Below are 13,283 nucleotides of genomic sequence, written 5' to 3'. Positions count from 1 at the left end.
TTTTTAGCTGTGAATTACTGCTGGGCTTGAAGGGTTTTCAGCGCTTCAAGTGCGGCATCATAGTTAGGATGCTCTGTGATGTTTGGTACTAACTCTTGATATTGGAGCTTACCTTCTGCATCTATGATGAAAATGGCTCTAGCCAGCAAGCCGTAATCTTGAATTAACAAACCATACTTTTCACCAAAATCACGCCACACGCTATCTGATAGCACTTTGATTTTATCTACGTTTTCCACTTTACAGAAACGCTTCTGTGCGAAGGGTAAATCGGTACTGATCGTTAGCATGATGACGTCATCGGAAAAATGGCCAACTTCGCTGTTGAAGCGCTTCGTCTGCAGTGCGCAAACACCTGTATCTAGGCTTGGCACGGCACTTATCAGTACCGTTTTACCCTTAAAATCACTTAGCATCACTGGCGTGAAATGCTCATCAACGACTTTAAACCCCGGTGCCATTTGCGACAATTTTGGTCTTTTCCCTTCTAAGGTAACTGTTTTTTCACCCATTAAAACCTGTGTTTTCTCACTGGCGAGTGTATTGGGACTCATCAGAACTAGGCTATAAATACAGCTTGCGGCTAAAAATGAAACATATTTTTGCATTGGATTTCCTCACACATGAATATCTGTGCCTTCGCTAATATCTGTCCGTTAAGGTACGCTAAAATGATGTGAAGAACCATAAAAAAAGGTCGGTAATTACCGACCTTTTTTATCCACTAATTGTTATTTGCTTAGCGGTAATTCTTTGACATGGATATCCATTTGTGGGAATGGAATACCTATATCTGCAGCGTCTAATGCATTTTTTATTTGCTCAAGCAGTTGGAAACGTGCAGTCCAATAATCAGATGTTTTTACCCAAGGACGAACCACGAAATTGATTGAAGAGCTAGCCAATTCAGAAAGTCCAACTGTATATGCTGGATCTTTTAACACATACTGGTTGTTATCTAAAATATCGGTCAATACTTTTTTAGTGAGTGCAATATCGGCGGAATAAGATACACCAATCACTAAATCGATACGACGACTATCCATTGCTGAGTAGTTAGTGATAGTGCCATTCATGATAGATGAGTTTGGCGCTACGATAACTTTATTATCAGGAGTGCGAAGCTTGGTTGAGAATATGGTTATTTCATCAACAGTGCCGGCGATACCTGCAGCTTCAATATAGTCACCTACGCGGCAAGGGCGGAATAACACCATTAACACACCCGATGCAAAATTAGACAGAGAACCTTGTAGCGCTAAGCCTATTGCTAAACCTGCAGCACCGATAACGGCTACCAGTGATGCGGTTTGTACACCAATTTGGCCTAACGTAGCAATAACCGCGAAAACAAATACCACTGCCCAAGCGAGGTTTGCGACAAATGAAACGACTGTCGGATCAACTTTACGGCTGTTAAGTAATTTACGAACAAGCTTCTGTGCTACGCCCGCAAAGTATTTACCAACAAAGAAGATGATAATGGCGAATAATGTTTTTAAGCCATAAGTCACGATCAGATCTGGTGCTTGCTTTAATAAACCTTCGAGGTTTTCCATTGAATAACTCCCTAAATATACGCTAACAAAAACTATTTATTATTGACGATAAATTCTACTCGTCGATTTAAACTGCGCCCTTCGCTAGAACGGTTGTCCGCTACAGGTTCAGATATACCTTTACCTATTACGGTAAAGCGATTTGGATTAAAACCATAATCTTCAACCAAAATACGTTTTACATTTTGAGCCCGTTGAAGTGATAGTTGATAATTAAACTCTGGTGTACCAACGATATCTGTGTGGCCTACTAAGGTTAATTCAGCATCATTTTTTTCTAAGAATGCTTTTACTAAGGCTAAAGTTTTCCATTGAGAAAAGTCAACCTCGGCAATGGCAAATTCAAAATACACCATAGCTGCAGAAATATTATGACAATCTGTGTTTAACTCAGCATTTGAATGACTCATATCGCAAACTGGTGATGCAGTCATTTCCACAGCGGCTTCTTCCACACAACCATTAGCCATAACAGGTGTATTTGGCTCTGTGTTAGGACAGGCATCTTTGATATCTGGCACTCCATCTCGGTCAGTGTCAGACCAAGCAAATACCTGTGATGTTAGGCTTAAACTTAATAGCAAAAGCGCTAGCTGAATCCATCGAGATTGGGAGTTTTTCACTACAAATCACCTATTGAACGATAAGTATTAGTCAAAATTACTAAAGCGATCGCATTGTTGTAGCATGACCATCTTAGTGTGGCATTCTAACGAGTAAGACTCTTTTCGCCAAGCTAAACGCGTACAAGCGTCCATACATCGACAGATAGATATCGGCAAGATCTTGAGTATATTTATGTTTTTATTAGTAGATGTCAGTATGTCGATACTTGCTTGAAGCATGAGCGAGGTTCTACATCGGTAAATTTGTCGACAAGTATGACGATAAACTATACAAAATAAGCCTTTAGCGCTAGAGTCTTGAGCCCATTATGCGCCAACCAAACTTTAAGTTGAGGACAAGATGATAGATTTACGCAGTGATACTGTTACCCAGCCAACAGCAGCCATGCGGTTAGCCATGTCCAGAGCCGAAGTGGGTGATGATGTTTACGGTGACGACCCTACGGTAAATAGTTTGCAGGATATGGCTGCGGAGATGTTTGGCTTTGAAAGTGCATTATTTACCTGTTCGGGTACTCAAGCAAATTTATTGGCTTTGATGGCCCATTGTGATCGTGGTGATGAGTACCTGTGCGGTCAGCAGGCTCACAATTATAAGTTCGAGGGCGGCGGCGCTGCAGTCCTAGGCAGCATTCAACCTCAACCTTTAATGAATCAATTAGATGGCACTATTGCATTAGCTGACATTGAAGCCGCAATTAAGCCTGATGATATCCATTTTGCTCGTACTCGTTTGCTTAGTTTAGAGAATACGATTGGCGGTAAGGTTCTCCCGCAAAGCTATTTGGCAGATGCGCAGGCATTGGCCTTTCATCGCGGATTAAAAATCCATCTCGACGGTGCGCGAGTTGCCAATGCTGCGGTGGCGCAGAATATCGCGATAAGTGATATCACGGCGCACTTTGATTCAGTGTCGATTTGTTTATCCAAAGGATTATGTGCGCCAGTCGGCTCATTACTTTTAGGTGATGAACGCTTGATTAAGAAAGCCATTCGTTGGCGTAAAATGCTTGGTGGTGGCATGCGTCAAGCTGGGATACTTGCCGCTGCGGGTAAGCTTGCTTTAACTGAGCAAGTACAACGGCTTAGTGAAGATCATGACAATGCGGCGTACTTAGCTCGGCAGTTGGCAGAATTCAGTGAGTTTGACGTCAATTTAGCCGCAGTACAAACAAATATGTTATTTGTTACATTAGCACTCCATATTGATGCGAACTTATTGGCTAAACACTGTCGATCGGAAGGCATCCTGATAAGCCCAGGGCGTACGCTTCGGCTTGTGACTCATAAAGATATCAGCCGTCAGGATATAGATAAAGTGTTGCGTGTTGTTAAGCAGTACCTCAAAGCTTAAGTGTGGATTGATTTCCGGTTTTACTGAAATGCCCGAGCTTTGTCTTGGGCATTTTTATCGGCAGATATTGCTTAATGTTGAATTATTAAGCAATTAATGAATGATTTGCTAAAACAAGCTTTAGACAACAGGCGAAATGTTTGCGTTTATCTATACTAAAAACAACAAGATTATATCGCTAAGGTAACTTTAGGTTGAAACCTAATAACAATACTAATAAAGGGGTCGATTATTGGACAAATCGGATCAGTGAATTAGAAATGCCAGCACTGTGTTCGACTGTTAAATCGCTAGAAAAGCTCGCCAAGGATGACGTTTCCTCTCTCGCATTACTCGGGCGTAGCGTGATGCACGATAACGCCTTAACCTCTCGTATTCTTCGAGTTGCTAATAGCGCTATTTACCATAAAGGTAGTAGCCAAATCTCTACTGTCAGCCGAGCGGCTATAGTGCTTGGTTTCGATGCGGTGCGAAATATCTGTATCACAGCCAAGTTACTCTCAAGCTTGTTAGAGAGTAAAAATTTGGCACCTAACGTATATCAAAGATTAATAAAGTTGATGGCTAAAGCATTTCAAGCCGCCATGATTGCACGGATGATGTTGAGCCATTATGACGAAGAAATGCAGGAGGAAGCTTTTATAGCCTCTTTACTGTATCACATAGGTGAGAGCGCTTTTTGGAGTATTGGTGGTGAGTTCACCGAAGAGTTAGATCTAAAACTGCGTGAATGTGCAACGCCAGCAGAGGAACGAAGTATAACCCGCGAAGCCCTCGGCACTTCTTTTTCACTATTAACTCAAAGTATTGCCCGCAATTGGGGATTGGGAGAACTGTTGGTCCATGCAGTTAATAATCCTGAAGACCAAAGACCTGAAATTCGGTCTATTTTTATTGCGGATAAGCTCTGCGATATTTTATCTCAACCTAATCTTGATAAGCAGGAATTAGGGAAACGTATCACGCAAGCGGCGAGTTTTACTGGACTAGAAGAAAATGAGTTTATGGTGCGGATGCAACGCTGCGCGAATGCGACCCATAAGTTAGCTGAAGTATATGGTGCTAAGGTGTTGCTAGACTATCTACCAGATCCTAAGCGTATGGTCACAGTTAAACCTGTTCCACTTCCCATTCCGTTAGATATGCCTGTCTATCAAGTTAACTTGAATATTCAGTTAGCTAAGCTACGAGAATTAACAGGCTTCGCCATTAATAAAGCCGATTTTAACCAAATCATGCAAACGGTTCTCGAAGGTATACTTGAGGGCGTTGGCGTTGACCGGTGCGGCGTGCTGTTATTGTCACCAAGCCGTAAACAACTTCAACCTAGGGTGATATTAGGTCGTGATGCAGATGCCATTAAGCAAGAGTTTATTATCGATTTGAGCGATAGGCGGGGATTATTTTACCAAGCGATGGAGCATAAGTTACCGCTTTGGGTAGATGATCCTAGCTCTAAGAAATGGCAAGAGCAGTGTAAAGAATTACAAGCGCAACATGTGTCACGTCAAGGCTTTTTATTAGCACCATTATTAGTCGATAGTAAAGTGATCGGGTTTTATTATGCGGATAGGGGCCCTTCGGAAAGGGCATTTGAAGACGTGGATTTTCAAAGTTTCATCCACTTCTCCCAATTGGCGAATGTGTGTTTTACTGTGTCTTTGAGATAGTGGTATAACTTAAGTGATTACTTTTAGTGATTTAATTTCAAACTGTATTCTTTCGGAATTGCACTCTTTCAAACCGTATTTTGGGGAGTGCTGCGCTATTGTTTGTTTACGGCTTTAATCTCGGCAGTTATTTGCTTGGCTACCTCATTAGGAATGGGAAAGCTTAAATGGTATTGCGCTATTTCCCAGTTGCCATTGGTTTTGATTAAAGTGCCTGTTCCTCGACTGACGCCATAGGCTGGACTATTTAATAACTCGTCAAACAATATGACATTGCCGTGTTGGATTAAATGACGCTCAGTTAAATCATAGCGCCAACCTTTTGTGGGGCGGGAGTAACGTTCAAATTCCGCCATTCCCCAGCGCTCACTCGCATCCGTGCCAATAAAAATGCCGTCTTTTCGGTACAGGGCAAAGTATTTATCCCAATTGGCATCGCTTGAATATTGGTTGAGTAAATCTAATACGTGAGCCGCCGCTTGTTGATCAGGATTCGAAGTCGTTTGAGTGCTTTGTGTTAGCGAGTCCTGTGCCTGTACGCTTACATTAAGGCCGCCAAGCATTAACGCGCTGAGCAGTAACCCCAAGGTAGCGCGATTAATATTGGAACCTTTAACTGAGAATGCATGAGTGTCTTTGAGCATTTTGCGTGCCTCTACATTTATGGGTTAATGCCAGTTTATCGGATCGAGTTGATAAAAGCGGCTCAGTTCTCTATACAAGTCTGGGTGTTGTTGGTAAAAATCCTCTGGTTTCTCAAAAAAGACTTCGGTGATGACGGCAAAAAACTCAGCGGGATTAGTCGCACCATAATAATTAAATAATGAGGGGGTGCCAAAATTTGCACTGTGTTGTAACTGGGTAAATTCCCTACTTAGCACTTCAGACCAAGTGCTGTAGTCGGCAAAATGCTGCAGAATGGGTGCGCCATTGGCTTGGCCATCTTCTTGATCGAGCTGATGGGCAAACTCATGGATTACGACATTATTACCATCATGGGGATCGGCGGCGCCGTCTAAAGTATTTCTCCATGAGAGCACAACTTTACCGTATTCCCATGATTCCCCTGCCAGCACATTGCGTTGTTCCCACACGATACCGCTAGTGTCTTTATGTTGATTATTGACGATAAAGGCATCGGGATAGACCAAAATCTGTTTCAGTTTGGGGTAAAAGTCGGTTTTACGATTGAGTAGCAGTAGACAGGCTTGGGCCGCGATTGTGACTCTTACTTCATCCGTGATCTCAAAATTATCGCAGCCGATAAAGACTTTCTCATCGATGAAAATTTGGATATGTCGTTTGAGTTGCAGTTGTAGATCTGCGGGTAGAGCATGGAAGTAAGGCAGTCTTTTTTTGAGAATGCTGCGCCATTCTTTTGGAAAAGGTTTCATCGTGACTCGTCGACGATGTAAGGTCCTGCGCCAACGACTCGACAGTAGCCAGGTAATTGCGCCAACTCCTAGGATAAGCGTGATAACAATAGCGAGCATACTTCCCTGACTTTATCCTGATTAACTTAGTATTAGCTAATGGGGGTGAAGTTAGCTTAACTCAATCCTCTGGTGAAAAAAGAAACTGAACAGTCGCCGCATTTTATGGTTAGGAATAGCGAACTGGTTGGTTTAGTCGTGTCTCTGTACGATTGCGACCTGTTAGTTTGGCGTGATAGAGAGCCTCATCAGCTTGATTAATTAAGCTATTCGTATCCATAGGTTGTGATCGCTCCCAGCAAGTAATACCAGCGCTGATGGTCAGTATGCCGTCATGGGGGGAGTCTTCATGTGGTATTTTTAAATTGATGATTTTATTGCGTAATATTTCAGCAAAATGATATGCCTCCTCGAGATTGCTCGATGGCAGTACTATCATGAACTCCTCTCCGCCATAGCGGGCAAGCATGTAAGTGGGTTGTTTCAAGATCGATTTGGCGGCATTCACGATTTTCTTAAGACATTGATCGCCTGCGACATGACCATACCTATCGTTAAATTGTTTAAAATTATCAATATCAAACAGAATTATACCTAGGGGCATGTTGTGGTCCCTTGCATACTCTAATTCTTTTTGGAGTTGTAAATCTAAATAGCGGCGATTATAGCAGCCAGTTAATCCGTCGGTTTCGGCCATGCCTTTAACCTGAGCTGCGTAGCTTTTTAATGTCTCTAAGGAGCTCACCATTTGCTGGAGCTCTAAGTTATCAGTGACAGGCATTCTGGCGTCGAGTTTTTCATTGGCAATGGCATTCATTGCATCTCGAGTCGCCATGACAGGCTTGATGATTCCCTTAGTGATAAAGTGCCAACTGGTGAGCCAGATGAAGAAGCAATATAAGATGCCACTGCAGAAAATTAATACGATAAATGCGGTGCTATCGTTTTTAAGTTCGCGGCCTGTTTGCTGAATTTCATTTTCAACTTGGTTAACGAGATCCTGCGTATAGGTCGCAACGATTTGTGCGGCATCAGCTTGGTATTCTAAATGCGCATTGGCGATATGAGTGCTTCTAATTGCTTTGCGAGAAAGTTCAAAGAGGTTGTCTTCACCGACCATGGTCTGTTTTATTTGTGATAACAAATTAAAATATAAGTTTTTATCGCCACCGATACTATCAAGCATAGCCTCCATGCTTAACAGCAGTCGCATAGCATCTCTTTGGGTTTGGTTTAGTTCAACTAGATTGTCGATGATATTCACTTGAGTTAACTGGGTAAATAAGTGTTCTCCTAGATGACTAAATAAAGATAGCTGCTGATTGGTATTGATATTTAAAGCAATCTGGTCAACGTTTCTCAGCTTAAGCTGACGTTCAGAGTCCGTATTAATATGCTGAAATTGGGTTTGCATTTCATCGCTAAATCCCGACGCCATTGACGTTAAGTTGGCTTGAATATTGGCTGCCTGTGAATTGGCTTGTAAGGCAGTATCGGTTAACGTGTTGAGTAATGGCAGTTGTTGTAAGTAATACAGTTGAGTATCTAAGGCGTGATTTAATTCTTGCTTATTGACAGTAGAAGTTTCTATTGAGGCCAGTAGACGTGAGTCATTGATGAGTAATTCCCATTGTGCGGAAAGTTCGCCTAACAGGCTAGTTCTTTGTTTTTCATCATAATAATTATTCAAGCGTGCAGTAATGATTTGTAGTTTTTCACTGTTTTTTGCCAGTTGCAGCGCAGTGGTGACTTTTACCACATCTACCCCGACTAAGTGTTCAATTTCTGATTTGAGTTGCTGTGACAGTAGTATGGCGACAACACCATTTAATAGCGCCATGCCCACTATGATATAGAAGGCTGAGGTTATTTTTTGTTTCAAACTTTTCAGTGGTTTAGTGCTTGGCATTATTTTCTTTGTCAATAGCAGGTACCTCTCCATAGGTATTTTGGAGGTGTTTTATCTCTGCACTTAATTTAATGAAAATATCTTCACTGTTAGCGGGTCTGCGGCTTGCGCTAAAACAGGCGTGGCTGAGTTCAGGGTAAATTTGTCCCATGGCAGTACTGGTGAAATGCCCAAAGGATAAGACCTTAGTAGACCAAAACATATTGGCTATGTGGCTTGCCTCAAATGCGCCTGCTATGCCTTTTAAAGATTCATCTTCAAATTCTGGGGCTGTTACTACATCCATACGACAGGGATTACCACCCCCCATAGCATAGGCATGTTGTGCCTCATAGGTGCCCATATATTTGAGCAGCCAATAGGCAGCTTGAGGGTTTTTGCTGTCGTAGCTAACGGCAAAGGCATAAGCGCCATTGTAGGGATAACCGCCAGGCACTTGGCTTACGGCTAGACGCGCGCCGAGAATGTTCTGTTCAACTTTAAAGGATTTATACCACAGATTATTGTAGGCAAAAGGCCACATAGCCGCTTGACCTGTTGCAATAGCATTTGCTGCTTCATTGAAAGCAAACTGCTCGTTAGCGGGAACGGCATAGGGCATTAATTCGCGATATTGCTTGGCCGCTTCAATGGCTTCATGGTTGATGGTGGGCACTTCAAAATGGGAGATCTGTTTCTGGCTGTTATAGACGGGCTGCATCCAAGTGCCACCTAAGCTCCAAATCATGCTAGAGAATTCATCGTTAATATGGGGTTTATCACCCGACATTAGCGCTAGACCGTAAAAGTCATGAGTCAGTATTTTATCCGCTAATATAGTGCCTGCTTTACGAGTGAAGAACTGAGCTTGATCTCGTAACTCTGTTAAGGTTTTTGCTGGTGCGAGTGGATAGCCAAACTGACGCAGAAACTGAGCTTTTTCAGTTTTATTATCAAAGAGATCTGCTCGATAATGATTTCCCATAACATAATTGTTATAGGGAATAGCATGGATTTCACCTTGATAGGACAAGATGTTAAGTAGCGATGGGTAATAGGGTTCTAGGTATTTCTCCATGGCCTTTTCGCCATCGGGATCGTAAAGTTTAGCGAGTTCAATTAAGGGCACTGTATAACCATTGGCAGCCCATTCTTTAGCCCAGCCCGCTTCCATTGTAAGTAAATCGTATTTGCCTGAACCTTGAAGTAAATTCTGGGTCTGTAAGTTAAACATATCCTCTAATTCAGTACTGACCACCTGCACTTTTACGCCGGTTTTAGCGGTGAATTTAGGTAACATTTCTTGGGTTAAATAGTCGGTCCAAAATCCTTTTTCAGCGACCAAAGTGATGGGGGTTTTGTTTGTTAGCGGCGGGATTTGTGCCAATGAAAATTCTGCGTAACAGGGCATCATTATCGCTGCGGTTAAACAAAGAAAAATAAATCTGATCTGGTTTAACAAAAATAACACCTTAATGTTACGCGTTGACTCTGAGTTAATATCATTAATTCAGCATTATGTATATTTAAGGATAGGTGGGATCAGAACTTATGCCGCGATTTTATGATGGTTTTTATTGTGTTTTTTTACTTGTTGAGCAAAAAGCCGGTAACTCGATCTTAGCTAAGTTACCGGAAAAGGGTGGGAGTAGTGCGAATCGTTAACGGTTTTGGCGTTGTTGTTCTCGTAATTGCCTCAAGGCAATAGGTAGGTCGAAGTGTTGTTCAATCAAGAGTCGGAGCAGCTTTGATTTGGATATACTGCTTTCTTCTGCCAGTGTAGCAAGATGGGTTATAGCCGCTTCACTGAGGGAAAATGTTGCTTTGCGATAGTGTGTTTTAGTTTCTACTTTTGCCGGGAATAATACGTTTGTTTCTAGGCTTTGTTTGTGCAAGCTCAACACATTGGAATGGCTCCGCGCCATGTCAGTTATATCTGTGGTTTTTGTGACAGTTGCATCTGCTTTATGATCTAGATTACTTTTTATCTTATTCAGACTTTGTCCCATTGCGTACAAGTTTGCCGCTTCAATAAACTCATCTAACGAAAGCGAGTGCTGTAAGCTGCTAGATGACATAGCGTTTTTCTTGAGATCGCTGAGTCCCATTTTGCCCCCTTCGTTGAGTAGTCGTGTGAGTGGATTGAGTTTGATGGGGCAAATGATGATGCATTTGACTCACCCCCTGAGCGTGTATCGCGGGATGTAGGAGATTGGCTAAGCTGGCAGCACAATCGACTTGGAATAGTTCGCAGGCGATAGTGCGAATTTCTTCGGCTGCTTTTCCTGCGGGCTCGATTTCAATTACCGATAATCCTGATTCTTCACTGTCATCATAAACATTACGACAGTAAGTTATCGCGTCAAGGACATGGATATCATAGGTTTTACAGACTTCTTTGGCCTCTAAAATTCGGTTAGCTTGATTGGGTAGACTTGGACATTGGGTGATCACAAAAGATGCCTGTAACTTGGGATTAATCATCTTACACGTCGCGACGATATCGTCCATGTGACACACAGTTTTTAAATCGCGGCGCTTAGGTCTTAAGGGCATTAAAATGTAAGAGGCGACTGACATGGTTGCTCGTAGCGCTAGGTTATCTTGACCACCGCAGTCGACGAGAACGACATCATAGTGTTGCTCAAGACTGAGTAAGTCATTACGGATCTTACCGTAAAGTTGCACGCAATTGATGCTGGCCAGTTGCGGATTGTTGTTTCTTGCATGGATCCAGTCAGAGGTGGTGCGCTGGGGATCGCAGTCCACCATAATGACCGAGGCGTTACATTCTGTGGTTAGAAATACAGCTATATTTTGGGCCAAGCAACTTTTACCGCTGCCGCCTTTTTCTCCACCGATTAAGACTATCATGACGCATTCCTTAATTCTTTTGATGACCCTTGTGCAGCGAGTTGATGTGTTTGGAGCTATCCGCATTGATGTCCGAAATCGAATGTAAACCTAATGTTAATCTCGGTCAATTGGCTGATTTTTGACGTTTTTTAATTAAATTGTCGTAGGCGTTTTTCTGTCAGTATCTGGTCATATGTCGTTAATTTGACAAAAAAGATGAGACGAGGGATTTATAAAAATGTTTTTTATCTTATTGGTTTTACATTGTTTTATCTGTTATCCGTCAGCTAAAAGGGTTGTTTGTGGTGATCGGTAACTGTGCATAGGACTTAGGGTGTAGTTTTTTATTTCTTCCTTGGTACAAATGTTAATTTTATATTTCTAAATGTTATTAACTGATCTGAGTAAATTATCAGCTTCTCAGTCGAAAGTGGTCTTGTTTGGTGAGGCACTTGTCATCAAACTGCCAAATGCTGGCTTTATCATCTCTATAGACTGACGTCTAAATCGCTTGAAATTTCAACCATGGAGAAGGGATGCCAAATGGATATCAAAACTATTATGCCTATTAAGTTTGAACTCGTTGAAACTGCACCGTTATTTCATGAACTACTTAATCTGCGGGCCACAGTTGGCCTCCCTTCTATTGGCGTTGAACTTGCGGATGTACAGGCATTGTTCTGGGTCTCTATTCGATTAAGTGACAAGACTGAATTGGAGCATGCCGGCGCTGGGGCCGCTAAGTCTAATCTATTGGCAACGGCGTGTGTTTATGGCAACAAGCCCGGGCATTTGATGATTGAAGATTTTATCGTCTTACCCGAATACCAATCTTATGGGCTAGCAAAGATAATACTTGAGCGGGTGATGGCCTTTGTTGATGACCATGCGAGTGCGGGAACTTGTGTCAGTATGACCGCCCATGGTGAGCATGAGCGCTTATGTAGTGAATATGGTTTTCAGTATGCTCCCTGCGCTAATTTAGGGCCTAATTTGTTAAAAATTATCGCTTAATATTCATGTGAGAATGCCTTTTAGGTGTTAGCTAGCGCGTATTTTTGCCCTTGGGTATATAGTTACTTTTGCGTAGTTAACGGCGACATTAATTGGCTTATGTTGTAGCATCCGTGGGATTATCGGGATGAACCTGCACGAGATAACAATTTATGGATCAGCAACTACTCATCGACGCTGTAAATCAAAAAATGCCCTTTGGTAAGTACGCTGGACGTAAGTTACTCGAATTACCCGAACCTTATTTGGTGTGGTTCCATAAGCAAGGTTTCCCCCAGGGAAAACTCGGTGAGCAATTAGCCCTAATGTACGAAATCAAGCTTAATGGTTTAGAAGGCATGCTAAAACCGCTGTTGAAATGAAGTTCCCGTCTTTTAAGAAAAATACTGCTTTTGCGATAAGTGTTGTATTTCGTGATAGAGATTAGCGATTTATTGTTTTTAGCGTGCTTTAATGCAGCATATTAGCAAAACAAAAGGAACGCAGGCATGATGGCAAAATGGGTAAAATTAGCGGCAGTAGCGACTTTAGCGTTAGGCATGTCAAGTGCTTGGGCTCAGGGTGTCACCCACGAAGGTACTGTTGTTGATACGATGAACGGTGGTGGTTACACCTACGTACAGATTAAAGAAGCTGATACCACTTTTTGGGCCGCGGGTCCTCAAACTGAAGTGAGCAAAGGCGATAAAGTGGCTGTGGTTGAGCAAATGTGGATGAACGAATTCACCAGCAAAACCTTGAACCGCACCTTTGATAAACTGTTATTTGTTGGCCAAATCGATAAGAAATAGTCAGCAGTATCGAGTGCGCTAACCTGTGCGCCTCTTTAATTCAACGGCTTCGATACTTTCGAGGCCGTTTTTGTTTTTAGCGTTCAATGCCG

Annotated in this window: 14 protein-coding genes; 5 read left to right on the top strand and 9 right to left on the bottom strand. The window is 42.3% G+C overall.

What is annotated here, in order from left to right; genetic code table 11:
• Nucleotides 1-14: 14 nt before the first annotated feature.
• From tpx to L5L98_RS16190, 3 genes are all read right to left on the bottom strand, one after another.
• The gene (gene tpx, locus L5L98_RS16200) at nucleotides 15-608 is read right to left on the bottom strand and encodes a thiol peroxidase (protein ID WP_105251878.1); all 594 of its coding nucleotides are present in this window, start codon (nucleotides 606-608) and stop codon (nucleotides 15-17) included.
• A gap of 123 nt (nucleotides 609-731) precedes the next feature.
• Nucleotides 732-1,559: a mechanosensitive ion channel family protein gene (locus tag L5L98_RS16195; protein ID WP_028761273.1), complete on the bottom strand. Its 828-nt coding sequence runs from the start codon at nucleotides 1,557-1,559 to the stop codon at nucleotides 732-734.
• A gap of 32 nt (nucleotides 1,560-1,591) precedes the next feature.
• The gene (locus tag L5L98_RS16190; protein WP_263142360.1) at nucleotides 1,592-2,182 is read right to left on the bottom strand and encodes an OmpA family protein; all 591 of its coding nucleotides are present in this window, start codon (nucleotides 2,180-2,182) and stop codon (nucleotides 1,592-1,594) included.
• Nucleotides 2,183-2,525: 343 nt separating this feature from the next.
• Here L5L98_RS16190 and ltaE point away from each other — a divergent pair, with 343 nt between their 5' ends.
• Complete coding sequence (gene ltaE, locus L5L98_RS16185; protein ID WP_263142358.1) at nucleotides 2,526-3,539, top strand: low-specificity L-threonine aldolase; 1,014 nt, start codon at nucleotides 2,526-2,528, stop codon at nucleotides 3,537-3,539.
• Between the two features lie 194 nt (nucleotides 3,540-3,733).
• Nucleotides 3,734-5,209 carry an HDOD domain-containing protein gene (locus L5L98_RS16180; RefSeq protein ID WP_113939427.1) on the top strand — a complete coding sequence of 492 codons (1,476 nt, stop codon included), beginning with the start codon at nucleotides 3,734-3,736 and terminating at the stop codon, nucleotides 5,207-5,209.
• A 95-nt stretch (nucleotides 5,210-5,304) separates the two neighbouring features.
• Here the strand turns inward: L5L98_RS16180 and L5L98_RS16175 are convergent, their stop codons facing one another.
• From L5L98_RS16175 to L5L98_RS16150, 6 genes are all read right to left on the bottom strand, one after another.
• Nucleotides 5,305-5,853, bottom strand: a complete 549-nt coding sequence (locus tag L5L98_RS16175; RefSeq protein WP_219250972.1) for a nuclear transport factor 2 family protein — start codon at nucleotides 5,851-5,853, stop codon at nucleotides 5,305-5,307.
• Nucleotides 5,854-5,877: 24 nt separating this feature from the next.
• Nucleotides 5,878-6,702 carry a zinc-dependent peptidase gene (locus L5L98_RS16170; protein ID WP_263142356.1) on the bottom strand — a complete coding sequence of 275 codons (825 nt, stop codon included), beginning with the start codon at nucleotides 6,700-6,702 and terminating at the stop codon, nucleotides 5,878-5,880.
• A 109-nt stretch (nucleotides 6,703-6,811) separates the two neighbouring features.
• Nucleotides 6,812-8,551 (bottom strand): GGDEF domain-containing protein, encoded by a 1,740-nt coding sequence (locus tag L5L98_RS16165; protein WP_263142355.1) that lies wholly within the window; start codon nucleotides 8,549-8,551, stop codon nucleotides 6,812-6,814.
• A complete protein-coding gene (locus L5L98_RS16160; protein ID WP_263142430.1) occupies nucleotides 8,538-9,941 on the bottom strand; it encodes an ABC transporter substrate-binding protein in 1,404 nt (467 codons plus the stop codon). The genes L5L98_RS16165 and L5L98_RS16160 overlap by 14 nt, the downstream gene beginning before the upstream one ends.
• Nucleotides 9,942-10,191: 250 nt before the next feature.
• Entirely contained in the window at nucleotides 10,192-10,638 is a 447-nt protein-coding gene (locus tag L5L98_RS16155) for a CopG family transcriptional regulator (RefSeq protein ID WP_212601115.1), read from the bottom strand.
• Nucleotides 10,598-11,404, bottom strand: a complete 807-nt coding sequence (locus L5L98_RS16150; RefSeq protein WP_263142353.1) for an AAA family ATPase — start codon at nucleotides 11,402-11,404, stop codon at nucleotides 10,598-10,600. The genes L5L98_RS16155 and L5L98_RS16150 overlap by 41 nt, the downstream gene beginning before the upstream one ends.
• Before the next feature lie 525 nt (nucleotides 11,405-11,929).
• Between L5L98_RS16150 and L5L98_RS16145 the strand changes: the two genes are divergently transcribed.
• The 3 genes from L5L98_RS16145 (at nucleotide 11,930) to L5L98_RS16135 (ending at nucleotide 13,191) form a co-directional block, all read left to right on the top strand.
• Complete coding sequence (locus L5L98_RS16145) at nucleotides 11,930-12,400, top strand: GNAT family N-acetyltransferase (RefSeq protein ID WP_105251887.1); 471 nt, start codon at nucleotides 11,930-11,932, stop codon at nucleotides 12,398-12,400.
• Nucleotides 12,401-12,552: 152 nt separating this feature from the next.
• The gene (locus tag L5L98_RS16140; protein WP_006082494.1) at nucleotides 12,553-12,762 is read left to right on the top strand and encodes a DUF3820 family protein; all 210 of its coding nucleotides are present in this window, start codon (nucleotides 12,553-12,555) and stop codon (nucleotides 12,760-12,762) included.
• A 126-nt stretch (nucleotides 12,763-12,888) separates the two neighbouring features.
• A complete protein-coding gene (locus L5L98_RS16135; RefSeq protein ID WP_006082493.1) occupies nucleotides 12,889-13,191 on the top strand; it encodes a hypothetical protein in 303 nt (100 codons plus the stop codon).
• The last annotated feature ends 92 nt before the right edge of the window (nucleotides 13,192-13,283 follow it).

This window comes from Shewanella sp. SM23, from assembly GCF_025654295.1.
Taxonomy (GTDB): Bacteria; Pseudomonadota; Gammaproteobacteria; order Enterobacterales; family Shewanellaceae; genus Shewanella; species Shewanella oncorhynchi.
The sequence above is the reverse complement of the archived record's forward strand: the minus strand, read 5'-3'. Positions and strand labels throughout refer to the sequence as shown.